The sequence below is a fragment of the Pseudomonas sp. ML2-2023-3 genome (assembly GCF_037055275.1).
GTDB lineage: Bacteria > Pseudomonadota > Gammaproteobacteria > Pseudomonadales > Pseudomonadaceae > Aquipseudomonas.
Window position 1 is genome coordinate 4,067,886 of record NZ_CP146343.1, and the last position, 25,282, is coordinate 4,093,167.

Below are 25,282 nucleotides of genomic sequence, written 5' to 3' on the forward strand. Positions count from 1 at the left end.
CCCTTTCCCTCGGGGTCCAGAACTGGAGCGGCTGTCCGATCCAGTCATCGACACACCTATGCTGGTCACTCTGGAGCAGTTGCGGCCCTATGAACACAACCCGCGTTTCATCCGTAATCCGCTGTATGACGATATCAAGGCCTCGATCCGTGAACGCGGGCTGGATCAACCACCGCCGATTACCCGTCGCCCAGGAGAAACCTATTTCATCATCCGCAACGGCGGTAATACGCGCTTGGCGATTCTCGGCGAGCTGTGGCAGGAAACCCGCGACGAACGTTTTTTTCGCATTCACTGCCTGTTCCGACCCTGGGCCAATGAAATCACCGCCCTACTCGGCCATCTGGCCGAAAGCGATCTGCACGGCCAACTCACCTTCATCGAGCGTGCTCTGGCGGTAGCCAAACTCAAAACCATGCTCGAACCAGATGGCGCTGTGCTCTCGCAACGTGAGCTGGCACGACGCCTTGCCGCTGGAGGCTATCCCATTTCGCAGTCGCACATTAGCCGGATGCTCGACACCCTTGAACACTTACTACCCGCCATTCCACAAACCCTGTATGCCGGATTGGGTAAGCCGCAGATCGAACGCCTGATCGGCCTACGTAGCCAGGCTGAACGAACCTGGAACCGTTATCCAACCGCCACCATTGCGTTCGCCGAATTTTGGCTCGATACCCTGGGTTACTTCGATGCCGAACCCGAGTCCTTCGATCTTGAGCAGATCCAGGATGAACTGCTCGAACGCATGAGCCGCTTGCTCGGACAGTCCTACCGTATGTTGGCGCTGGAACTGAGCGACACCCAACAGGTCATCTCGACTCCTGGCGTTGTCGTCACCACACCCTCAGAGAACAGCCATCCGCCGAGCGTTGGTGAAGCCGCGCCAGGACCTCCCTCCTCCGAGTCCCGTCCCAAATCAACTGAGACCAGAACCCAGACCGAAACAGCGCGAGAGGAAGTGCTCACACCACCTGAAACGAATGTTGTATCAGCGATCAGCCCTCCGTCACGCGTTCAACAGATTCGCGAACAGATCGATCGCGAGACCGCCACCGAAACAGCACCGACCGACGAGAGCTGCACGATCGACGACATCTGGCCCATTGCACCAGCACTGGATAGCCCCGAACAACTGCGTTTAGCCATCGCCGGACTGGCGCGGGAAATGGCCGCCTATGCCGGACATCCCGAGAGCATCATCGATCAGAAGCATGGCTTGGGCTTCGCCCTCGACATCGAGCGACTTGATCTTGCAGCGCCTTGCGCGACCGGCATTCACCTACTGCTCCTGGCCCTGTTGCGCGCTCAAGACGACGTGAACTGGGAGGATCGCAAGCAACTGCCCTCAGCCCTGTTTGGCCAGCTGTTGCTGGGGATCTATCAACTCCCGCTGACAGGTCGTCCCGCCGTGGACGTAGGACTGGAGCGACTGCCCGACAGTTTGTTAATCAAGCTGTATCGGCTGATTCGTTTGGCTCGCCGTCTGATCGACTTAACGCTCCCCCCTGATGACAACTCACCGAAGGAGCTGCCATGAGCCCGTCCTTCAATGTGCTCAACCAGGCCATGCTGACCCAGGTACTGCATGAGCTACGCCTGGGTAATCTGCAACGCTGTAAGGCACTCGGATTGAGTGAGGACGACATCTACCTGCTGCAATCTTTACCCCCCACCACGCTGTCGCGCCTGGCCCATGCCACCGTGTCTTGGGTCGAGGTCAAGATCGACTCGCCAGTGCTGCACCGGCTGATCGAGCAAGCCGACCGCGACGAGCAGAACGAGCGCTTGATCAACCGAGCGCTCAAGCTAGGCGCCAGCAGCACCATCATGTATCAGCGCTTCGGCTTGGCGCATTCGGAAACCGCCCTGCGCCGACGTCTGCTCAAGATAGAAACCCGTAAGGGTCGCCCTCAGCATTTGAGCGAAGCGCAGGAACATGCGCTCTGGCAGCGATGGTGCCAGCTACGCGCGCAGGACGGAACTGAGGATCAGCTCGACGCCATGATGATGCTGGCCGAAGAACAACAGATCAGTTTGACCATCGTTTGGCAGCAGATCGACCAGTACAGCAACGGAACATGAACACTGCCCCTTCCAGTCGCTGGCAGCGTGTCCTGCAGCAATGCACCCAGCAGCTGAGTGAACGCTGGCCCGCACGCCCTACCACTGAACAGCCCTCCTACCAGGCTCTGCAGGCTGGCTTTCTGTTCAGCGGCCAATCACACGAAGTCGTGCCACGTCGGTTGCTGTTGGATAATCGTCTGACGCCATTGGAACGTAATGCCTGGCAGGTGTTTCGACTCATGCTACAAGGCCAGGGTGTGGTCACACCCCGCTATGAGGATTTGCAACCTTACCTGTCGAGCGTGCCCTATGGCGCGTCAGCCTCCCGTGAAACCATCGCACGCGTCTTGACGATGCTCAGGCTGACGCGCTGGCTCAGCTTGGTGAGTCGTGGCCGCGATCAGCTCAGCGGACGCCTACAAGGTTCTCTGTACGTCCTGCACGATGAACCGTTAACCCCCGCCGAAGCCATGGAGCTGGATCAGGATTACCTGGAGCTGGTCGGACATTGCCTCACCCATAAAGCCAAGGCGGTGCGAATTGTCGCTCAGCACGTTGTGACAGAGGTCCGCCAAGACACGGATAACCCCCCATAGCAAACTGCCCGAAGTCCTGCCGAACGAGCGCGCACTGCGCAAGGTTCAAAGCCTGTACGAAGGCGGAGGTCGCGGCGCCACGCTGGAATCGGCCCAAGGAACTGCGTGGGGCTTGCTCAATGCTGTGACCGAGTATGTCGATCACGAACGCAGGGCTCGTAGTAACGAATACCGCATGGACTCTGCCTGGTTCGGTCAAGGTGCACAGATCAAGCAACGGGCGCTGGAGGCTGCGCTACAACTTGCAGCTTAGCCCCTGTTTTCGCTGTCTTCATCAACCTCACCCCCTTCTCATTCTTCTCACTCCTTAAAACGTCTGGTAAGCCTCGTGCTGGTCGGGCGTTTTTTATGCCTCAGGAAATGATCATGAGCACTCAATCGCTGCAAAAATTCAGTACTAAACCCCGTCCGGCGTTGCGCCTGGTGGGTACCCAACAACTGCCGCGTGAGGACTGGCTGGCCGTGCGCAAGCTAGGTATCGGCAGCTCGGATGCGGCCGCTGCCGTCGGGCTTAACCCGTACAAGTCCCAGTTGGAGCTGTGGATGGAGAAAACCGGGCGTGATGAATCACTGCCCAAGCTCGATCCGCAAGACGAGGAAAGCCCGGCTTACTGGGGCAACATTTTGGAGCCTATCGTGGCTGCGCATTACACCAAGCGTAGCGGTCACCGGGTGCGACGGATCAATGCCGTGCTGCAACACCCGGCTCCGCAGTTGAACTGGATGCTGGCCAATATCGACCGTGAGGTGATCGGCGCATCAGAAGTGCAGATTCTCGAATGCAAAACCGCCGGCATAAACGGCGCACGCCTCTGGAAGGAGGGTGTGCCCGAGTATGTGCAGTTGCAAGTCATGCACCAGCTCGCCGTCACCGGCAAGCAGGCCGCTGATGTGGCGGTACTGCTCGGTGGTCAGCACCTGGAAATCCATCGCATTGAACGCGATGAACCACTGATTGCTCGGCTGATCGACCTGGAGCGGTTGTTCTGGGATTACGTCGTCAGTGATACCCCGCCGCCGGCAGACGGATCTGCCTCGGCGGAGCAGGCGTTGCGCTGCCTTTATCCGCAGGACAGTGGGCAAAGCCTGGACTTCAGCCATGACACGCGGCTCTGTACGACCTTTACCGAACTACAGCGCGTGCGAGAATCGATTGCTCTGCAGGAGAAGCAGGAAGCTCAGCTCAAGCAAACGTTGCAACAGGCCATGGGCGATGCCAGTCGGGCGATCTTCGCAACTGGCTACATCACTTGGAAGAAAGCCAAAGACAGCGTGGCCCTGGATATCCCCCGTCTGCTGAAAGAAAAGCCCCATCTGCAAGTGCGCTACTCGACCACCAAAACCGGCAGTCGACGTTTTCTGCTGGCCTGAACGTTTGTTCGCTCCTCCCTTATTCCCATGCCCTTTCTCTCCAACGCCCCCCTGGCCGTTTGCGCGGTCTCGGTGGCGTTTTTATTTCAGATACAGGAGAACTCTCATGCTCAAAGGTTTAGCCATCACGCCCCCGATTTTGGGCCGCATTTCCATCGGCAAGGTCGTCGAAAAGAACGGCAAGCGTCTGCCGGAAAAGGACGATCAATTCACCCTCACCTCCCAAGTACAGAGCCGCGAGGGCTGGTTACTGCATCCACTCAACGAGGAGCTGCGCAATGGCCAGGACGGCAAGCTGCGCAGCATTCCGATCCGGCTGCTGTTCAACGAGCCCGACCTCAACTTTCGGGCTGACTATAGCCTGTTCGACCGTAACACCGGACGACCAGTCTGTGTAGGCAACGGTGAGACCTGCAAGCGTTTGACCAAGGACGGCATTCAGTCGTTGCCCTGCCCTTCACCGGATGGTTGTTCATTGGCTCAAGGCAATGCCTGCAAGCCTTACGGCCGGCTGAACGTGGTGATTGGCGATGACGATCCGTTGGGCAGCTTTGTCTTTCGTACCACGGGCTACAACAGCATCCGTACCCTGGCGGCACGCCTACATTACCTACAAGCCATTTCCGGAGACCGTCTCGCCTGCCTGCCGCTGGAGTTGCGTCTTCGCGGCAAGTCCACCCGCCAAAGCCACGGCACGCCGATCTTCTACGTGGACATCACCGTGCGCAGCGGGTTTAGCCTAGAAGACGCCTTGCTGGAAGCCAAACAACTGGAGGAAACCCGGCAAGCCGCAGGCTTTGATCAGACCGCCTTGGATCACGCGGCACAACAGGGATTTAGCAACGGAGCTTTTGAAGACAGTGATGAGGACACCGGGGCCATCGTCGAGGAGTTCTTTCCCGCAGCTGAAGATCAGACCAGCAAGACAGAAGCAGCCCCCAAACCAGCGGCCCCTGCCAAAACCTCACTGGTACAAAAACTGGAATCCAAATCCCTCCAAAGCGGCAGTGACCACTCTGCTCGCGCCCACTGATCACGCGTCCAACCTGACCCAATGTCTTCCAATTCAAGAGAATACCCATGAAATATCACAAGCTCAAAGCCGGTGAAACGACCGGCACCTATGTCATGGACTCCCCGGTTACCGAAGCCGATATCTTGCAGATGGCGCAACAACTGGCAATGAGCCGTCTGTCTAAAGGCAGAGCATTGACTGAGCCGAAGCAGGTCTTCAGCCACCTGCAAACACTGTTGCAATACCATGAGCACGAAGTCTTTGCTTTGCTGCTACTCGATACCAAGCACCGGGTTATAGGCTTTAGAGAACTGTTCAGAGGCACGCTGGATGGGGCCAGCGTATATCCACGGGAAGTAGTCAAGATCGCTCTGGAGCACAACGCGGCAGCCGTGATCTTGGTTCACAACCACCCCTCTGGCGATCCAGAACCCAGCCAAGCCGATCGCACACTGACTAAAACCCTCAAGAATGCCCTCAACATGGAAGGCACTCAGATATTGGATCATGTCGTCGTGGGATGTGAAGGCTGCGTGTCGTTGGCTGAACGAGGCTACCTGTAATCTCTATAGGCACGCCGTCCGATAGACTGCCCTTGGCTGATGCCTGGGCGGTCATCGGCACGGCCCCCAATTACTTATTTTTTGTGGTGATCCAGCGTTTGTACTCAGCTTCGGCTGCAGCCAAAGCCATGGCTGCCATCCACAAAGACCTTGGTAGCCGACTTGCAGAGATAACTTGTTCGGTGGAAGAACACAGCCTGCCCAACCAAGTCGTCACGACGTAAGTGGTAGTAGGGATTCGGCGGGATCTCGACCAAGCCGCTGACAGCCCCTACTGATAGGCCCAAGGCGCTGGCCCATGCCTCCACCAGACGGTTGAACATATTGTCCCTGCCGGGCTCAAACTTACCCAGCGCGTTGAAGGCATCGTAGTTCAACAGGATAGCCAGATGGTGGTGCGGCTTGCAGTGCTGGCCATGCTCTCGCGCCCAGACGTATCGGACCTTGCTGTCGTGAGTATAGGGATTGGATTGGCGAGCTATGTTGCGGTTATGTCGGATTTAGGCTTTAAAAAACTCGATGAAACGCTCAATGACCTGGTTCGTGTACGTGTAGTCAGGTAGCTGAACTCCCACAGGCATCCGGTATACCGCGCACAGGATTGCATCGGCGCAGCGGTCAATGGTGAGTGTCATGGCAGCACCGGCGCAGCGCAACCCCAAGCGGCCTGCTATGGCCGGATGCTCAACGGCCAATGCACTGGGCCACAGTTCTGATTTGACTCCCCCATGCTCGCTTAGAGCGCGATTCTGCCGGCAGCTCTCTTTTCAACAGAATCGGCCAAAAACGGTCATTTACAGTCTATGAGCTCAGGGCAGTTGGACGCGACGAGGCTCCCCATGAACACTGTGAATGCAAGCGGACAGCCCAAATCTTTTGATTTGCACTTGGCATCTGAAAAAGCGATCCTACCGATGCGAAAATGCCGGGATTGGTAGTCATCTCTTTGTTTGGCGAGAGAGAAATAAGGAAATTCAGTGCGAATAACAGACATTCTTGTAATTCGAAGCTTGAAAGGTGTCGGCAACCGCACCTTGGTGAAACTCATTGAGTTTTACCACGCTAACAACCTGAAGACGATTCGCGAGCTAGATTTCGCTAAGGTACCAAAACTCAGCAGCTCGATAACGCAGACAGTCGAAGATTTATTCGCCAGCGGTAAATATGACGCGTTGAGCTTGGACTATGAGAAGTCCATCTCCAAATGGAATGAAGCGGGAATCCATGTCTTGGTTTACGGCTCTGCCGAATATCCCAGCCAGCTCAATTCACTTTCCGACCCGCCACCGCTACTGTTCTGTAAAGGCAATTGCGACCTTATAAAATATCCCAAGTCCATTGCGGTCGTCGGCACCCGCAACAACACCAGACTAGGCGAAATAATCGCTTACAAAACGGTGGAGCACTTTTCCAAACAAGGGTTCTGCATAGTCAGCGGCCTAGCTCTCGGCATTGATGCCATCGCACACCGCGCAGCCCTTGATAACCATGGCCATACCGTAGCGGTACTGGTCGACTTGATCAGTATAGCCCCGACCAATCACCGTGGCTTGGCAGAACAGATACTTAGCCAGGGCGGTCTGCTGGTTTCGGAAAACCCACCCGGCACCAAAGTAATTCCTGCCTTTTTCGCCAAGCGCGATCGCATTCAGGCAGGACTCACGCGGGCGGTTTTTGCCATTGAAACGGCCATCGACGGCGGAACCATGCACGCGGTCAAGGCGGCCAACTCCATGCATCGCAAGGTCTACGTCCCCAATGCTAGCGCCGCCGGGTATCCGGACCTCGGCATCGAACAGATCAGCGGCACACAGCAGTTGGTGAATTCCGGAATAGCAACGCCATACACACGTGACACCTACGCGGAAATCTCCCTGGAGCTCACTCAGCTGGCAGCATCCTTTGAAGAAAGGTCGAGGGAAACAGGAAGTTCTCTATGATCAAATGCATTATTGTCGATCTAGATGGAACGCTTGTTGATACCTCTGCCGTAGCGGAGCTGCGTGCCCAAAAAAGATGGAGGGAAGTGGAGTCCAATATCCAGCGCTGCACACCCTATCATGAAGCCGTTGACTTACTTAACACAGCCCGCGCCGCCAGCATCAAGGTGGCCCTTTTTACAAACTCTCCTTTGAACTATGTTCGGAATATTCTAAAGCACTTTCAACTTGCCGTTGACTACATCGTTGCGTATCACGACGTTCGGAATCGCAAGCCGGCAAGCGACGGCGTCGAAAAGATACGACAGCATTTCGGAGTTTCCTGCGAAGAAACGATTTATATCGGCGATAGCGAGCAGGATAGAGAGTGTGCACTCAATGCCCAGGTGAAGTTTTTCGCAACCGGCTGGGGAGAGGCTCCTGATATCGGAACTCACCGATCAAGCGCGGCCGAAATACTTGAGTGCATCGAGACCAGCATCGGTCATAACCAGCCGAAGCAATTTCGCACCAACCTCATTCAGAACGGCCACAGACTCCACCTAGGCTATTATCTAGGCGACATCAAGCAGGAAGTCTGGGCCTTCAAAAATCACGAGAAAAAAGCGGTTGAACGCTGGATCAACAAAGCGCTGGAGGTTTGCGACTCCCTACCACCAATAGACTTCGTCGTAAGGGCCTTCGGCCATGCGGAGCTGGATACCTCTGCCAACACCACCCCATTAGATCTACTCGGCGCCAGGCTGGCCGCCTCGATCGGCGCCGACTACCGCCCTGATTGCCTGCACAAGAGCCGCCCATTTGTTAAGTCAACGATGTGCTCGGCAAAGGAACGTGCCCAACAGGCGCACGGCGCGTATATCGCAACCCCAAGCATTGCGGTGTCGCAAGAGGATAGCGGACCGACCTTCCTGGTTGTCGACGATGTACTAACTTCAGGCGCCACAACCGGCGACATTGTCCGGGCGCTTTCGGAGGCGTATCCCAGGGCGCGGGTATTCATCTTTACACTGGTCAAGACCCTTTACCGGGCCGAATGCGAGCACAACAGTACCGAAGCACAACACAACGCCCAGCTCTTTCAAAACCTTTACAGTTCAACGCAGAAGCTGCCTGAGGCAGCTAGCGTAAGGACTGATGCACCTCGCCACTCAGGCAGAGCACGTCTGGTCAGCAAAAAGTTCAGTGCAAACTACGCAAACACCAACCACAACTTCGTTTTCCACAACCTCAGATCCTACTCCATTGCATCGGAACCTGAGTCGAAGCCAATCCTCGATGTTGTGTATGTCCTCAGGAATATGCTCCAGCGTGGCAAGCCCACTATCGCCTCACGTAGACTGAGGAGTGCGTTTGGGCTCAAGTACTGCCAGAGCGGACTGGAGTTTGCCAGCCAAGCACTTATTTCGCCCAAGCCTCTTGATTGGCGACGGTTGATCAGAGGAGATAGCAGAACCGGAAACTATCCGGCCAAGCGCTTTTTCGACGAGCTGATGAGGAAGTATTTTGGTGAATATCAATTCGTCAAACAGCTTACCCTGCCCGAAGTTAATATTTTCGAAATGACGCAAGTCTACGTCGATCAGTTCCAAAATCGGCAGGTAGATTTTTTCATTCCGCAGGCGGGACTGATCTTCGAAATTGATGGTAAGCAGCATGAAGCGTCAGTGGATGACAAAGGCCGCGATGAGTTCACCCAGACACTTGGCTTGAAAACCATTCGATTCACAACCGAAGAGATTGCCACCGAAAGTCAGAGCTTCATTGGCAAAATGTCCAGCGCTGTCGATCATATGAGAATGATTGACCGGCTTGAACAAGAGGGGATACTGAGCCCTCCCAACGGGCTGACTCTCCGGGACTACCGGCTCGCCTACAACGAGGGTGTCGATATAGGCAGCCCCAGCATTCGATTGACGGCTGCGATCCGCTTTCAACTGCTTGTTCTGGAGCTGATCGAATGTGGCGAAATCCGGCTGGGTGAAGCAAAAAAGCTTGCTTTCCTAAACCGCGACGGTATCGATTTCGCGCATCAAGGCATCGGAGATCTGGCAGAACTGCTGTCGCAGCTACTGACGCTCAGGGGGCTGCCGAAGCTGGAGCTTAAAGTGGATCTGGAGGAGATCGAAAACTCAGTAAGCTTTCCCTCGGACGATGCCCTACTAATAGATTTCAGCATTTTGGAGCGCTTTGATGACTCGTTCCAGGTCAACCCAAATGTCATCTATGCACGTACTCACTACCTCGACTTCTATCGCTGCTTTGCCAACTCCAATGCGCTCTCCATGGAGAATTGCGCGCTTGTTGACTACGACTTCTTCGAGATGTCGTGCTCCGAGCCCATTTGCTATCAACTCGATTTAAGCCCGGGAAGCAGTCAGAGGGAGGCGTTGAAATTCTTCCTCGGAAACCTTTTCCTCCCTCTGCTGGACGATGTGAATTTTCGAGAGGGTCAGCTCGGAATCATCGGCTCCGCATTGTCGAGGAAAGGCACTATCGGTCTGTTACCAACCGGAGCAGGCAAGTCGATCTGTTATCAGCTTTCTGCGGTCCTGCAGCCCGCTATCAGTTTCGTGGTCTGCCCAATCAAGAGCCTGATGTATGACCAGAAGGCTGATCTGGACACCATCGGCTTTATGCGTAGCAATTTCATCACCAGCGATCTGAAGCCTGATCAGAAAATTAGGATCCAGAATGACTTCGGGCGGGGCAAATACTTCCTCGTGTTTATCTCCCCGGAGCGGTTCCAGACGCAGAGCTTCCGAAGTGAGATGACCGCCATCGGTCTTGATCGTGCCTTTGCCTATGCCGTGATCGATGAGGCCCACTGTTTATCCGAGTGGGGACACGACTTCAGAACCTCGTACCTAAATCTGGCCAACACCATCGAGAGGCTCGCTCCCGATGCCAGCTACATCGGCTTGACCGCAACCGCTTCCGTCAATGTTCTCAAGGACATTCAGTCGGAATTCAACATCCCTGATGAAAATGTGCGCACACCTCTTGATTACACCAGGGAAGAGCTGTCATTTCATGTGATTGATGACCGGGGCCACAAGACTGACGCACTGATCCAACTGGTGGACGAGATGGAGGCCAAGTGGAACGGATCTGCCTCGGCAGAGCAAGGATCGAAGGCTGGTATCATCTTTACTTCGACCGTCAACGGGCAAAAGGGCTGTTACAAGCTGGCAGGAAAGCTCTCCTCCACATTGGGCATGGATGTCCGCTTTTTTTCAGGCTCAGCGCCGTCAAGCGGAAGCATGGGGGGCGACGCATTCGATGCCTACAAGCGAGAGGTGCAAAACGACTTCAAGGCCAGCAAATACCGCCTGCTGACCGCCACCAAAGCCTTTGGCATGGGGGTCAACAAAGGGAACATTGCTTATACCGTTCACTATGGCATTCCCGGATCCATGGAAGCCCTCTACCAGGAGGCCGGTCGGGCGGGTCGGGACAAACGATTGTTTACAGACGCCCCTGCCGACTGCTACGTACTTCTGACAAAGGAACGAAATATCGGCCTGTTGGACAAGGTCTGGGATGCTGCAACCTCGGTGGCCGAGCTCAAGGAGTCCGTCAAAGGTTTGAGCCGCGAAAGCGATGTAAACACCAACCTTTATCTGATGACGCAAAACCTCGACACTATAAATGATGAGTTCAAGCTGCTGACCGCAATCTATCAGTATTTCTTGCAGAACAGCGATGTCCAGACCATCTCAGCAAGCGCCTCCCAGTTTGGTACTGACAAATTCAAATTTGAAAAGGCGGTTTATCGACTCTTCCAGCTCGGCATCGTTTTAGACTGGCTCGTTGAAGATTTCTTCAAGGGCCGGCTGACGATCGAGTTCAGTTGCCCCGATGAAGAGCAACTGCAGAAGAATCTTGAGATTAAGCTCAGAAAATACGATACCAGCTTCAAGCTGAGCGACATCTTCCAAAGCAGCAATCAGTACCACAGGATCCTGTGCGAGCGCTTGGACAAGGGGACGATCGACAAAAACCAGTTCATCTTTCTTGTTCTACTCCTCTGGTCATACGATCATTTTGCGTATAACCGCCGCCAGTCACTAAAAACAGTGTATGAGCAATGCAGCGATCTGGCGGCCGGCAAGATCAGTGAGGAGGACTTCAAGAACCGCCTGGAAGGCTATTTCAAGTTCAACGAGTCCAGCCATCTGATGGCTCACCTTGCGGAAAATCCTGATGACATCTCTGTCTGGCTATCTATCTTTTTTGAGGAAGATAGCGCATCCGACTCGAAGGAAATCATCAGCACAGCGAAGCTCTCCACTCTGAAAGAGCAACTCTCGCGCTTTCTGGAGTCCTACAAGGACAATATCTGCCTGAATTACTTAAGCGGCATACTCCGTCTGACGACCGATGAATTCGATGACGCTGATGGAGAGCGGCGCATGGCCTCGTCCCTGGAGCGTCTCAAACAGCAGTGCAGTGAACAGGTCGAAGCGTTGATCCGGGATACCTTGAAGCTCAAACCGCTGTTCTCGGTTGATGCCCAGTGCCGTTTCGCAAGGTTGATTAATGAAAAATTCCCCGAATCGCCTTTCCTTGAAATAATAAATGCCGAATTCGAGGATCCCTATTCCTACCATCAGCTTTTGACTCCCCTGCTTACGAGGCTCGCCAAGCTCACGACTATTTATAAAGGAATCGAGTGGTGAACGACTTACAAAAACTGAACAAAGTCATAGGTTCGCTTGAGGAGCAAGCCTCCCAAGTAACGGAGTTCAATGGAATTCTGCGAGCGATAAACGATGCGCGCTCGGAGATTAATGCGAGCAATGGCGCCCTAGCATCACTGTCCAATGAACAGAAGCAACTCATCAAGGACTGTTACGGCAAGTTTGATGACTTTGACAAACGCTTTTCCGATCTCGAAAAGAAGCTGACTCACTTGGAAGAAGGCCAGGATAGAGTGCTGCGAATCATCGGCGAGCTGAAGATCCTCTCCCCTGACCAGTTCGAGCATGGGCGAGACAAAATCCTGTTGAAGCTTACCGAGCTCAATTTCCTGACCCCGGTCCAGTACGACGAAGGACGTCAAGCTGCTAATGAAGAGTTGAACTATACGATTAGTGAACTGGCGCAGAAGATCGAACAGGCCAATCGCGCTCATCAGGCGTCACTCAAGTCGCTAAAGGCAATGACTGTCTTGGGTATACTTGCGTTGGCGGGAGGTATCACATTTCTCGCGTATGTCTTACTGCACTAGCGAGAGGACGTTGGTTATTATGTCATGGAGTCGCCTGTCACTGAGGCCGACATTCTGCAGATGGCTCAACAGCTGGCGATGAGTCGTCTGTCTAAAGGCCGGGCACTGACTGAGTCCAAGAATGTTGGCGCCGACGCGGAATTGACGCAGTGCCGAGATGTCAGTGACCCAGTCTGATACTTCGCGAGCTATTACCTTTGCCGGATTTGTGCGGTTTTGGAGATGGGTCAGTCTTGCATCAGCACGTGGGTCAATTCGGCACGAGCGCCAACAGTCATGCGAAAGAAGTGGTGGAAGCATGGCGAACAAAAATCCTTAGTACGGGCGGTCCGGCGAGGCGAAGATTGCCAATGATTTACGCATTGTGCCTCTCTCCCTATTTCTCGATGTAGTTATCTCGCCAGCCGTCTGAAACGGTAACTTGTATCACTGACTTAGGTATCGACTTCAAAACCTTCCCAAGATTGAGGAAGCTCAAGCCGTAAGCCACTGACAAACGGTCGAAATCATTTCTCACAAGCCCTGGGGCATCAAGTCGCTTGGGTAGCTCCAACGGCCTGACTTTCACTCTCATCCACTCGTACAGGCTGGGATGGTTGTTCAACGTTTCTTTCAATCGACCGTAAAACGGCATACGGCTCCCTCCCCCGCACAGATATACAGGAATATCTGTTAGCTGCTCCCGCGTCAGGTAGCCTCGTGAGGTCTTCCAATATGTTTCGTGCCCCACTTGCTTAAACACCTTCCCGTAAAACTGTCGGTCTGAATGTTGGCGAGGATCTAAAAATTGGACCTTGGCCGCTGAGAAATAGGCTTCAAGCTGTTGTGGCATTCCTTCCTCGCCATCTGTCACCTTTCTTGCAGCTGAAATCGCCTCCAGAAGATCTTCCCGATTGGATGTTCGCTCTTCAATAGCACGAGCCCACCAGTCCAGACGATTTCGATGCAGGTTGACAGCGCCAAGGGGCTCAACAGTCGCGGTATAAAACTCAAAGTCCCATTTACCGCGGCCTCGCTTGACGTGAAAAAGAGAAGCATCAATGGTCCCCGCGCCTATATCCACCATCATGAAGTTGTTAGCGGCATTATTATCAAACCGTTCCGAAGCGACATAGCCGTAGATCTGCGCTGCGATTTCTGGGACGACGGAAAGCTCCACATCCTCCTGATCGGACGGGAGCTCTCCCGCATCAAGCGCCTCAGCACGGTGTAATGCAGCGATAACCCCAATGTCATCAATTTTTTCTTCTGAGCTTCCAGCCAAAATCCAGGCCGCCGCACCCAGTAACCTAAACCCCTTCGTTTGTTCAGGATCCAAGTGGTTGGCCGTAGGGAATCCCAATGCCATTCGCCAGACAATATTACTCGAGCGGTAAACTACTTCCTTTTCGCTAAACAGCCAGGCACGCGCTCTTCGGATAATTAGAGCGAGAAACGCTACGACTCGCTGCTGGTACTTAACAACTGTAGGGTGGGCAAGGAAAGCCAACTTGATATCAGCCATTGCTCTACCCCCATCTTCAAGCGAAAACACTCCTCCCTCTTTGTAAAGCCGGCACGGCAGCAAAAAACTCGGTAATCCAGTAGCATTGCGAAATGGCACAGCAAATGCTTTTTCCAAAGCACTGTCACCGATAACGACCTTCACACTGGAGCTACCAAAATCCAGTCCGAGGACCAACGCCCGATCCTCCTGAGCAGTAATTCCCTCCTTCGGTATCGGCTGAACCTGTTGCCCCGTTAGTTCGAGTTTCAGTAACTCCAGTGTTTTCATTCCATCAGAGTGCCCCCAGCACGGTGCAGAGTCAGCACCAAGTGACATTTCATATCGATTATCAGGGCTGGTACTGGCATCTCTAGTCTCACGAGGATTGACGCCTTGGCGGTAAACGCTCAAGTCAATACTCAGTTGCTGAGCTGCTGCATTGGGTTGCTTTGACGACAGAGGCGGCCGCGCCTTCTCTACCTTTTTCTTTTTACTTGCGGCTCCTTGTCGGGACGCCGGTGTCTGTTCTGTTATTACTTCGGCCGGTGCCTGGCCCCGCTCGGGTTTGCATTCTGCGTGCTGATGGCGCCCAGCATGCCCGGGCTTATGCCCCGTCGATTGGATAGTTAAAGGTCGAACAGGCAGCTCCTGCCCTATCTTGGCGAAGGCTTCTTTAAGCTTTTCTTCTAACGTCACGCGCATATGTCAGTCCCTTGAGATCAAAGCAGCCGAATTACACCACCTGTTACGAAGTTTTTGTCTGAGCTTCCACCGCTCTTCAGTTCAAGCTCAGCAATGCGCTCTTGAAATCTGTTACGCAATTTTTTCAGCTTCCCCTCGGCTGCTGGAATCATGCGCATGCGTCGCTCCTCACCAGAAGAGCGGTGCGACTGGATTGTCGTTATGAGTCGCTCTACTTGCTTGTCCAAATGTGATTGGAGAGCCTTTTTCATCATCTTTAGCCGATCACGATCCTCCCGGCCTTGGGCGCTTTGAAATTCATCAAAACGTTCATCCAACTGATCACGACAAGCATCGAAATAAGCGGCTGCAGCTTCGGTGTCTAACTCGTTGGCAACACTCAACCACTGGCTCCCACAAAGTGCTGCGGTATTAACAAGATGCTCTGCTAGCTCCCCATCGACGAAACAATCGTTCTGAAAAGGCCGAACAACATACTCCAATCGCTCGATGTCGCGGGTACCGGAAACGGTCCAGCGATAGATGCCAAAGACATATATGCCAGGCTCAAAACCTTGCACCTCAAATGCGGCAAGGTCGATCGCTGAAACCGGGAACTTTGCCGGGCTTTTGCCCGCTTGGCGAAGACGATCGGTGACAAATCGAATCAGTGGATGATCCTGCGTTACACGCTCAAAAGCACTGGACGGATTTCCCTGACGGTTCTCGAAGAGCAATGGTTTAGGACGTTGACTCAACAGCTGGCTTCGCCCCTGTAAGCGATACAGATCTACAAACTCAGCGAACTCGACTCGAGCCTGCACGGAAAGCTCAAGGTCATATTCCATTGGGTCTCGATCAGACGGCACAAAACGTGAGCCGGGATAGTGCACGATCAAAAAATCACGTGCATAGCTCAACAAGTCTTCCCCCCGGATGTACCGGCCCAACTCCTTGGCAGCCCGCACCTTGTTCTGGATGAAGTCACTATGCGCGATTAACTGAGTAGCCTGAGCCTCGAGCTCCTCTTGCTGCCGATTGGTGTTTTCAATCGCGAGGCTGGCTTGATTGATACGTTGAGTCTCTTCTTCCGGAGTCAGCTTATGGGTAAGTAGGTCTTGAGTTAGCTCCCGAATTTGCTCTCCAAGAATCCCCTCCATACTACCCAACGCGCACGTGAATATATTCAGCCTATCCAGCAAGCGGTCATAGACTCGTTCGTCGATGGTGTCGGCATACATAAAATTCCAGATCATGATCCGCTCAGCTTCCTGGCCGATGCGGTCAATTCGACCTATCCGCTGCTCAATGCGCATTGGGTTCCAAGGAAGATCGTAGTTGATGACCAAGCTGGAGAACTGTAAATCGACCCCCTCTGAAGCCACTTCAGAAGACAACAGAATACTGGGGCCCTGAGGTTCTTGAAAGCGCGCCAGCGCCTGCTGTTTATCCATGCCCCCCTGGACCAACACAGAGGCATAGCCATCTTCACGTAAACGTTCAGCAAGGTAGGCCAGGGTCTGCCGGTAGAACGCAAATAAGACTACCTTTTTACCTGGGTTGTCAGCCCAATAGATACGCAGATTCTTCAGCAACTCAGCGTACTTGCTATCGTTGTGCCTCAGCGTTTCGTAATCGCCCACCTCTCGGGCAATATCCACCAACGCCGAGAGCAGCGACCCCATCTCATCAGGCTGTGGTGCCTTCTCTTCCAGCAGATCACCTTGTAAGTCATACAAGGTCTCCTCAAGTTCATCCTGCTCCAGAGCAGCATGTTTTTTCTGCCAGGCTCGGCAGGCTGCCGCCATACAGCTGGACATCTGTCGCTGCGGGATAGTCAGCATGAAGCCAGTGGATACAGCACGCGCCACACAGTACCCACGAATCGCTTCAGTGACCTGCTCGTAAAAATCGGACTCACTACCGCTCATGGTTGCGCGGATCGCGTATGGCGCACGCACTACCCGCCCTTCGTGCACGTCCCGTTTTAGGGTACGGGTCACTACCTTACTGAGCGGGTTTATTCGGTCTAGTTGATCAGCCAGCTCTGCCCGCCCTTTGGGATCGGCCAATCTCTTGTTACTGGGGGCATGCCCCCGCAGATAGGTGATCTGCTCGTTATCCTCGAAAAAGCGTGCTTCAAGCGCCTCATCCAGGCCTTCGACAAAATCCGTGCGCGTAATTGGCCCAGCCAAAATTCGATCTCGCAACCTTACAATAGGAGCATTAGCCTCAAGGCTGTATCGAAAGCTCTCCTCGTAGGGGAAGGCATCTTCGTCGATCAGATTGAGCAGGTTGAATAAGTCTGAACTGCGCAGTTGGATGGGTGTGGCCGAAAGCATGACCAGACTTGAGGCTACGGGGCGAAGCAACCGTCCCAACAGATTGGTCTGAGTACCCTTGTTACGCAGATAGTGCGCCTCATCGACCACAACCATATCCAGCAACGGCTCGTCCACCTCTGCATCTTCGAGAAATCTGGCCAATTTAGCAGCAGAGCGCTGACTGACTTGATCCGGCGAATTGAAGCCACGAGGTGGGCGCAACCCTTGCATGCTCGCGATGACCGCGAAGCCATCCTGTGGTCGCTCCCGCACTGCCTGAAGCTTCTTCAGCAAATCTCCTGCATCGACCATCTCCGCCAGCACACCAAAGCGGTTGGCCAGCTCATCACGCCACTTCTCCCTCAACATAGCCGGGCAAACAACCAATAATCTCTTTGCATCCAATCGCGCGCGCAATTCAGTCCAAATCAAGCCAGCCTCAATGGTTTTGCCTAGACCCACTTCATCAGCAATCAGAATGCCGTTGCAGGGCGAATCGAGAAACTGCAACACCGGCTTGAATTGATACGCCAGAAACTGGGTATTGGTAGTGTTGAGGCTGTAGATCAAGTTGGCCAGCTTGCCACTGAGCCGGTGAAAAGTAATCGCCGCCCGCAGGTCATCCTCGCCACTGAACCGTCCCCGTTCAATACATTCGTAGGGGCGTAGAGGCTTGTTTTCAACTTTTTCGAGGGTCGAGGGCAAAACGAAATCCTCGCTGCCATCGAGAAACGAAACCAACACCCGCTGTCGATGTGCAGGGCCATCGGTTTCGTTACCCAAGATGCCGAGCCGCGCCGGATTGGCTTTCAGCCTGACCTTGTCGCCTGGATTCAGAATGCTCACTCCGGAGCTCCCTGCATTTTCCGAATTAACCTATCTGATTCCATGCTCAGCTCAGCCCCTTCAAATGTTTCAATGAGCTGACCTGGGAAATGCTTTTCGTACCACTCAAGCTTGGTTTCCCGATGGTTGCGGTAACCCTCGTCGGAAATCATGCCCCAGTGCTCCCAGATGTACGTTTGCCCTTGGCAATGAACCAGGAAGTCAGGCAGGTAAAATGTTCCATCTTTCGCGTATAGAGGCTGCTCATACTCGAAGGGAAGTTCACGCTCGAACAGCATGTTCGCGATGATGACCTCTGACTTCGATCGCACCATGAACTGGGCAAGCGTATGATGAATTTTGCCCTCCTCATACCAATCACACTTTCTGCTGAGCAGTTGCGAAACAGGCCTCATATCAAACAGTGAGGAGTTGATAACTACCAGATGTGACGCTTCAGGGCGACGCAGAGTTAACAGTGGGGAAAGGTCTTCTTCGATCAGAAGCGTGCAGTGCTTTTTGGCACGCGTCAGACCGGTATAGAGCAGCTCAGGTGAAAGCAGTGCCTGTTTGCTCTTGGGCAGCACGAAGTAAACACGCTCAAACTCGCTACCTTGAGACTTGTGCACTGAAATGGCATAGGCAAGCTCCAGGTTATCCTCCACTTTCTCGTCCCCAATCCATTTTCCATCGGGTGTTTTACCCAGAGAACGCCCATAGCCGATCCAGAAGCTCTCCTTGCGGGAAAAAAGAACTTGAAAATGCTTAATTCGGAACCAGGGTCCAAACGCATTTTTCCCATCCAATGCATGGGCTTTGACAAACCCGAGCTCGCCGTTGAAAACCTCTACAGGTTTGTTTGAGCGTCCATGAGTATCCCAGGCCCACAGAGGCTTGGAGCGCGAACGATTTCGGATTTGCATGACCTTATCAAACAGCGCTACCCCATCAATCAACCGATGTGGATCCGGCCTCCGTCCCTTACTGGCGACCTGAAGCAGCCCGTTGAGATGATCAGTACCGAAAAACTCACCGCGATATGGCGAGATAACCTGGGATTGCTCAGGGCGATCTACCCCCTCCTTATTCTTGAAGGCTGCTCGCCATAGCTCATATGGCTTCTCGTTATTGAGCGTCAGGCCCGTATCAGCTTGCATATCCGACTGCAGACTAGACACCAGCTTGTCCTCGAGATCCTGCTGGCCACTCCAATAGATAACCTGCAAATCCTCGTCGACCTTCCCTCCCTCTTGAACTCGGGCAAGCATCTGTTCGGCATGGGCCTTCTGAAGCTCTACCTCGCCACCGCTGTTACGCCGAATGAACAGCGAGGCTAGGTCAATAATCCCGGTGCCCGTCTTCTGGAGACGGTTTTCCATTTGCCGCACATTAGTGCACAGGGTCCCCAGACACTCGGGATAGTCCTTACCTAGCCAATCGATCAAATCCGCAAACACCTTGCCGCGACCTATTGGTGGCAGCTGGCTGGGATCACCAACCAGAATGAGTCGCCTCACCGAATTCCAATTGATGGCTCGGAACAACGCGGCAACCAACGTAAGGTCGAGCATGGAGGACTCATCGACGATGTAGGTCTCTATACCCTCCTCTCGAAAACCTCCCTGCCGCTTGAAGGTCAGGTTGTCATTCAACCAGCCGCGCTGAGCCAGAAACGAGTGGATGGTGGAGGCAGCTTTGCCCGTTTTTTCACGGATGCGATCTGCGGCCTTACCTGTTGGGGCCAAAAGCTGAAAAGATGCTCCGCTGCCGTGGACTCTTTCGACAGCATGAATCAATGAGCGAATAACGGTCGTCTTTCCGGTCCCAGCAGAGCCAGCCAGCACACACAATGGCCTGACAAAAATCTGCTGACAGACTGCAATCTGGCCCTCTATCGCCTCCCGGTACTGATCAGCGTCCATCCGGCTCAGGATGCTGCAGTCATCGCGAAGGTAATCGCCCCAATGAGACTCCGTCAGAGGCACCTTAAAGCTGATGTCGGCTCGCTTATTGAGCTCACGCAAGCACTTTGAAACCAGTTGCTCGTCTTCCCAGGCAGAGCGCAGGTACACGTAGCGTTGCCCTTCGTGCTCCCGAAACTCGAGAGCGCCCAGCATGTGCTCCTTATCGACCTCGTAGTAGCGCTCGGTAAACTGGTGTCGTTTCCACTCAGCGACAAAGCTCAAGTCATGGTTAACGTCATGCAAAACCTGAGATAACTCGAGGAATGTTTGCGTCGACTTGATGAGCAGCTGACCGACCGTGAACGCACGCAGACGCCTCCAGTCGTCCACCTCATACAAGAAAGCCGGCGCGATGTTGGGCGATGGGAAGATTCCGTGTTCGATCTTGCTGAGCCCAATGGTGTCATCCGGTCCGTCGCCGATATATGACTCGCAAAGGATGTAGGGGTTGTCGATGATCTCACTCAATTTGGCCGGCAGGCCATAAGTCGTTCGATCCTCCCCTAGCAAGCGCCTCACTTGAGTGCCATCCAAGCCGAACCTAGGTAACAAATCTCGACTGAGTGCTCGCTCCTCATCCGTCCTTAGCTGCCACTGCCGCTTGACCTTACTGACCTCATCGCTGTTAAGGGCAAGTCCATCAAACGCTTTTGCAGTACCATCGAGAAAGGCAAAAACAGCATCCTTGATCGCGACAGCCTCCTCAGCTTTCGCCTTGACCAAGCCAGGGATGGCGGCCTGAAAGCCGATGACATCAAGCACAGCCGGCAACCCGGGATAAAGCCCTCGACCTTGCCAAAGCTCGGCAATCACTGATTGGAGCCAGCTAATCCGGCTGCCCCAGTTTTCGCTATCGTCGCCCAGCTCTTGCAGACGGCAAGCAACCCCAAGTAGCTGCTCTACCAGAATGAGGGCATCGTCGTCAGATACATGCCTCGCTGCGTACTTGCATACTCGTGGGTTCGCCGGTACAGCAAGAATCTGCTCCAACACCTCCGGCTTATCCGTATAGCGGTGATAAGGGATCCGCATGCCCTGATCGGGGTAGTGGCTGGATACCACTCGCTGCCAAACGAATCCACCATATCGGTCTATGGTCTCCTGGCTGCATTCGTCATAGAACAGCTCCTCACCCAGAGCCTTGACCCGCGAGACACCAAGTAGCACATAGCGCTTGTTGTCTTCCTCACTGAACGGGTTGCTGAAGTTAGCGTAGTAAAAAACCAGGCTTCGACCGACCTCAACCTTGGCAAAAAAATTCCGAACCGCGGCCAAACGTTTGTCTGGATCGTATCCCCCCCTGGCTAGCTTGACCTCATCCTTATACATCTCCTCATAAGGCCAAATGCTGCAACTGGACGGTGGCATATCCCACTCGCGGCGCACGCCATCAGGACTTCTATCTTCCTTACGAAAGAACTCCGGCGTATCAGCAAAGGCATGAATCCTGTCCTGGCCGAAAGCATTGATGCTATACATGCAAGGCGGTACATCCTTGCCCAACTTGCTACACCCTTGACCACATACCTTCTGTTCTTGGGCCAAATCGCGCTGCTCGCCGATCATGGTGCCTGGATAAGACTGTTGTCCGACACAAAAGGTATTGGCAGCAGGGTCCTTACAAACATGACCATTCCAGCCATCTGCATGCCAAGCCAATCGAGCGGTGATATGCGTAGTCATTACTGCTGCTCCTTACTCATCACCGGAATCCCTATTGCCGCGCTTCGGAATAGACTTCTTCGGCACTGGTGGTAGATGGCACCAGCCTAGCTTTTCCTCAAGCTGTCGCCAGGCTTGATCGATCAAGGAACGCTCAGCGCGTTTGAAAACTCCATCGCGCAGGACCGATAGTGGTAGCCATTGACCGTCTGTTTCCGGATAGAAGAAATGCGTGTAGGCGTTACCTGTGTGCGACAGACGATGGGTCTCGTACTGTTCGGAGAGCATCGTGAAAGCATGGTTAGGACTCTGCGCCACCTTTTTTGGAAAGCCCTCAGGCATCTGGATGGGGCTGCATTCCAGCTCGCAGCGGTCCAGGCCTATCTGACGGAGCCAAAGGCCGCCCTCATCCTCAGCGAACAGATCATTCTGGCGTTTATTCTTTGGGCCGATGTGCACGGTGACGAAACGGGTGCAACCGGGTGGCCGATACTGCAAAGGGATATTCGGCATACCAGTAGGTTCGGCCTGCTGCAAGGCATACCCTCGGTCACTAAGCGCGACCAGCAAGGGCGCCCCCATTGGCAGCACCTCAACAGACAGTTCCTGGCTTATCAGCTTCAGAAAGTCACGATCCTGGATGGAATCCATGTTGACCACCAGGTCGGCAATAGCACCATCGCGCAACGGAACATCACCACCATAGAGGAACTCCCACTGCCCGTTAACGCGCTGCATCGGCAGGCTAATTCTTCTACTTCCCTGTCCATAACGCATAGTTCAATTCCCCTCGGCCTATTCGGCGAAAAACGCCCAGGCGATGCGATAGTCGGCTTCGCGGTTGGCCGGAATAAACCAGGCGCTGTCCATCACATCGGTGCTACCGCTCTGCTCGCCTGCAGCTTGCTGGCCGTCATCAGCATCATTGTCTTCGTCGTCATCGACGTCATCGACGTCATCGACGTCGTGGCCTTTTTCTTCGGCGCAGGTTGGACCTCGTAGGAACTAAAGCAAGCATGCTTGTTGGTGAAGGAGTAATCGTGATGGACCATCCTTGGGATACTGCAGCCTTTTTAATACGATAGCAGTCACATTATCCGCGTTGCCCTTCAAGCGTAAAGCCACCGGTACAATTTTCCCTTCATATCAATCATGTAAATCGTCATCTACATGACTGCACTTAGCTGGACGTGCCCCCCTGAAGCCGACGCGGCAGGGAACTTGAGTCTATGGAAGTCTTCAGTCGACACCTGGCTCAGCCTCCGGCCCGACTAAGGTATTTTTTCAGCCGATCAGCCTGGTTAACCTCCTCGAGGTTATCGAACCCGATTCGCGCCTTACTCCAGCACAGAAAGCAATCATCGAAACCGATTACGGCATGCTGAACGGCCAACTGCTGATTCCTACTCGCAAGGCGCTGGTGCAGTATGTATTGCAGTGTTATCAGATCGACCCTACAAAAATGGAGCCCCGACCTGAATCCCAGCAGATCGTCGTGAGAAATCTGACTGAACTGGAGCCATGGCTGTATAGCTGATAGTTGGGCTAGGCCGGACCCGTACTTCCGTACTGAGTACAGCCTGTCTGACCATGCAACGGGACGACCGCGCTACGTGGGTAATAGCGAAACCTGCAAACACTAGTGCGAGGATTGCATCAAGTCACTCCCCTGCCCTTCGCTGGCCGAAGGCAATGCCTGAAAGCCCAGGGGACCCAATGTGTTGATCGATGACAATGACCGTCTGGGCAGCTCCGTTTTCCGCACTACAGGCTTCGCCAGCATCCGCACCACGGCGGCATCCATGAGTGTCGTGCACTTTATTATTTTCTGCTCAAGCTCCTGACAATGCGGCCCGGCCAAGTGAACTTGTAAATAGGGCTTAGGAATTGCGCTCGCTAAAAATCGATCGACGTTATTTTTCACGCACCGGGCGCCGACGCTATCAGCAATCCACGCGAAACCACTCAAAACGCAAAAAACTTTACAGTAAATAAATTTACACTGATGCCTCGTATCAGGCATCATCTGGACCAGCTCACATTCAGGAATGCCAATGCCGCTCCCCAAACACGAAGCCCTCCTCAGGCTACGCGCGATAGAGCTAATCAGCTATTGGGAGGGTCGCCTCGTCACCACTCAGTTGATGACATGGTTTGGCATAAGCCGCCAGCAAGCTTCTTCCGACATCAATCGCTATAACAGCGAATTCAATCCAGGCTCGCTAATTCACAGCCCTGCAGTTAAAGGCTATGTCCCGACGGCTGGCTTTCAGCCCCTACTGAGCGCTGGGCACATCAATGAGTACATGGCACTCATCTGCGATCAATCTGATCAGCCCGTGTCTGAAATTTTGGAAGCTCACCCCAGCGTCACTACTGTCCAACTTCCAGACCGTGCAGCCCGCCCTGAAGTGGTTCGCGAGTTAATCAGAACCTGCCGCAATGCCGGCAGCCTGAAAATACTCTACGCCTCCATGACCAACCCGCAAATTCATGAACGTGTGATTTCACCTCACACTCTCGTTTATACGGGTTTCCGCTGGCACGTTCGCGCTTGGTGCCATAAGCGCCAGGCCTTCCGCGATTTTTTACTCTCACGTATCTATCGCACGCCAAAATCGTGCGACGCTCACGCTCCCTTATCGAGTACAGACAGTGACTGGCACGACCAAGTCAACCTGACACTAATCCCTAATGAACTACTCAGCGATGCCCAAAAGTCTTTAGTTGAGCGCGATTTCGGTATGCCAGAAGGCCGCCTACAGCTGACAGTTCGTACAGCACTTGCCCACTACACCCTTCAACGATATCAGGCTGCCATCACCTCAGAAGAAGCCGAGCGAGTACGCGAGCATCCTTTGCAATTGCTTCCAACTGATCGCGCCAAGCTAACTCCCTTCCTCTTTAGCAGTGATGGGAAATAGGCATGCATAGCTTCCATTACGACTCCGACTTAATCGGCGGCTCGTTGCAGGTGCGTGAATCACGCATCGTTGCAGACCTGCTGCTACAGGACGCTAGCCCTGAGCAATGGCATGAGGTCATACAGCAACAGAACCGGCTGCAGAAACGCGCACCAGCTTCGGCCAAGCGTGTGGCTCAAGCCATCCGCAAGCGGCTGGAGCGATTGGATGCCCCTTTCTGGCGGGCAATTCGAGATGGAGATGATGAACTCGCTACCCAAGTGGTGTTCTGCTCGGCCTTGGAGCGCAACCTGCTCCTCGTCGAATTCATCGAGACCGTCCTCAAAGACGCTTTCGTCACCCGCGCCGGCGTGCTCGAATCCTACCACTGGAATGAGTTTCTGGATGAACGCAGCCATCGAGATTCGGCCATCACCACCTGGACGGAGTCCAGTCGCAAGAAGATGGCGCAGGTCGCCTATCGCATGCTGACCGAGGTCGGCCTGTTGAAAAGCACCCGCAACATGAAATTACAAAACCTGATGATTCGGTCAGAGGTCCGCGTATTGCTGGATGACAGCTACCGCAATCGCATAAAAGCCTGTTTGGAAGTATCCAATGCCACCGGATAGTAGGCGTGGAATAAGGAGTG

13 protein-coding genes and 7 pseudogenes are annotated in these 25,282 nt (G+C 53.9%); 15 read left to right on the forward strand and 5 right to left on the reverse strand.

All coding sequences use genetic code 11. The annotated features are described in order from the left end of the window. Positions 1-4: 4 nt before the first annotated feature. From V6P94_RS18645 to radC, 7 genes and pseudogenes are all read left to right on the forward strand, one after another. Positions 5-1,540, forward strand: a pseudogene (locus tag V6P94_RS18645) (ParB family protein); the annotation flags it as partial. After that, on the forward strand, positions 1,537-2,085 hold the full coding sequence (locus tag V6P94_RS18650) for a DUF2857 domain-containing protein (RefSeq protein WP_034113345.1): 549 nt from the start codon (positions 1,537-1,539) through the stop codon (positions 2,083-2,085). The pseudogene V6P94_RS18645 and the gene V6P94_RS18650, both read left to right, overlap by 4 nt. Then, positions 2,082-2,651 (forward strand): annotated as a pseudogene (locus V6P94_RS18655) (STY4528 family pathogenicity island replication protein); the annotation flags it as partial. The gene V6P94_RS18650 and the pseudogene V6P94_RS18655, both read left to right, overlap by 4 nt. 1 nt (position 2,652) lies before the next feature. Then, positions 2,653-2,916: pseudogene (locus tag V6P94_RS18660) on the forward strand (DUF932 domain-containing protein); the annotation flags it as partial. Positions 2,917-3,029: 113 nt separating this feature from the next. Next, on the forward strand, positions 3,030-4,034 hold the full coding sequence (locus tag V6P94_RS18665) for a YqaJ viral recombinase family protein (RefSeq protein ID WP_057711621.1): 1,005 nt from the start codon (positions 3,030-3,032) through the stop codon (positions 4,032-4,034). 106 nt (positions 4,035-4,140) lie between these two features. Continuing rightward, positions 4,141-5,067 (forward strand): hydrolase or metal-binding protein, encoded by a 927-nt coding sequence (locus tag V6P94_RS18670; protein ID WP_198809625.1) that lies wholly within the window; start codon positions 4,141-4,143, stop codon positions 5,065-5,067. 47 nt (positions 5,068-5,114) lie between these two features. Beyond that, on the forward strand, positions 5,115-5,612 hold the full coding sequence (gene radC / locus V6P94_RS18675; RefSeq protein ID WP_338648190.1) for a DNA repair protein RadC: 498 nt from the start codon (positions 5,115-5,117) through the stop codon (positions 5,610-5,612). A gap of 104 nt (positions 5,613-5,716) precedes the next feature. Here radC and V6P94_RS18680 read toward each other — a convergent pair. Beyond that, positions 5,717-6,196, reverse strand: a pseudogene (locus tag V6P94_RS18680) (inovirus-type Gp2 protein); the annotation flags it as partial. Positions 6,197-6,589: 393 nt separating this feature from the next. Here V6P94_RS18680 and V6P94_RS18685 point away from each other — a divergent pair. From V6P94_RS18685 to V6P94_RS18700, 4 genes and pseudogenes are all read left to right on the forward strand, one after another. Further along, positions 6,590-7,552, forward strand: coding sequence for a DNA-processing protein DprA (locus V6P94_RS18685; RefSeq protein ID WP_198809626.1), 963 nt, complete (start codon positions 6,590-6,592; stop codon positions 7,550-7,552). Next, the gene (locus V6P94_RS18690; RefSeq protein ID WP_153330407.1) at positions 7,549-12,234 is read left to right on the forward strand and encodes a RecQ family ATP-dependent DNA helicase; all 4,686 of its coding nucleotides are present in this window, start codon (positions 7,549-7,551) and stop codon (positions 12,232-12,234) included. Before V6P94_RS18685 ends, V6P94_RS18690 begins: the two co-directional genes overlap by 4 nt. After that, positions 12,231-12,785 (forward strand): hypothetical protein, encoded by a 555-nt coding sequence (locus tag V6P94_RS18695; protein ID WP_198809627.1) that lies wholly within the window; start codon positions 12,231-12,233, stop codon positions 12,783-12,785. Before V6P94_RS18690 ends, V6P94_RS18695 begins: the two co-directional genes overlap by 4 nt. A gap of 24 nt (positions 12,786-12,809) precedes the next feature. After that, a pseudogene (locus tag V6P94_RS18700) lies at positions 12,810-12,911 on the forward strand (DNA repair protein RadC); the annotation flags it as partial. A 250-nt stretch (positions 12,912-13,161) separates the two neighbouring features. Here V6P94_RS18700 and V6P94_RS18705 read toward each other — a convergent pair. From V6P94_RS18705 to V6P94_RS18720, 4 genes are read right to left on the reverse strand one after another with little or no spacing between them, the layout of a single operon-like run. Further along, complete coding sequence (locus V6P94_RS18705) at positions 13,162-14,967, reverse strand: hypothetical protein (protein ID WP_338648200.1); 1,806 nt, start codon at positions 14,965-14,967, stop codon at positions 13,162-13,164. 23 nt (positions 14,968-14,990) lie between these two features. Further along, positions 14,991-18,122, reverse strand: coding sequence for an SNF2-related protein (locus V6P94_RS18710; protein ID WP_338648202.1), 3,132 nt, complete (start codon positions 18,120-18,122; stop codon positions 14,991-14,993). After that, entirely contained in the window at positions 18,119-21,748 is a 3,630-nt protein-coding gene (locus V6P94_RS18715) for an AAA family ATPase (protein ID WP_338648204.1), read from the reverse strand. Before V6P94_RS18715 ends, V6P94_RS18710 begins: the two co-directional genes overlap by 4 nt. A 12-nt stretch (positions 21,749-21,760) precedes the next feature. Then, the gene (locus tag V6P94_RS18720) at positions 21,761-22,504 is read right to left on the reverse strand and encodes a hypothetical protein (RefSeq protein WP_153330404.1); all 744 of its coding nucleotides are present in this window, start codon (positions 22,502-22,504) and stop codon (positions 21,761-21,763) included. 538 nt (positions 22,505-23,042) lie between these two features. On the opposite strand from V6P94_RS18720, the pseudogene V6P94_RS18725 reads away from it, so the two are divergent. The 4 genes and pseudogenes from V6P94_RS18725 to V6P94_RS18740 all read left to right on the forward strand — a co-directional run. Beyond that, positions 23,043-23,264: pseudogene (locus V6P94_RS18725) on the forward strand (WYL domain-containing protein); the annotation flags it as partial. Between the two features lie 13 nt (positions 23,265-23,277). Further along, a pseudogene (locus tag V6P94_RS18730) lies at positions 23,278-23,550 on the forward strand (hydrolase or metal-binding protein); the annotation flags it as partial. A 231-nt stretch (positions 23,551-23,781) separates the two neighbouring features. Further along, positions 23,782-24,651 (forward strand): WYL domain-containing protein, encoded by an 870-nt coding sequence (locus tag V6P94_RS18735; protein WP_338648206.1) that lies wholly within the window; start codon positions 23,782-23,784, stop codon positions 24,649-24,651. A 2-nt stretch (positions 24,652-24,653) separates the two neighbouring features. Continuing rightward, on the forward strand, positions 24,654-25,262 hold the full coding sequence (locus V6P94_RS18740) for a DUF1819 family protein (RefSeq protein ID WP_338648208.1): 609 nt from the start codon (positions 24,654-24,656) through the stop codon (positions 25,260-25,262). Positions 25,263-25,282 lie beyond the last annotated feature (20 nt).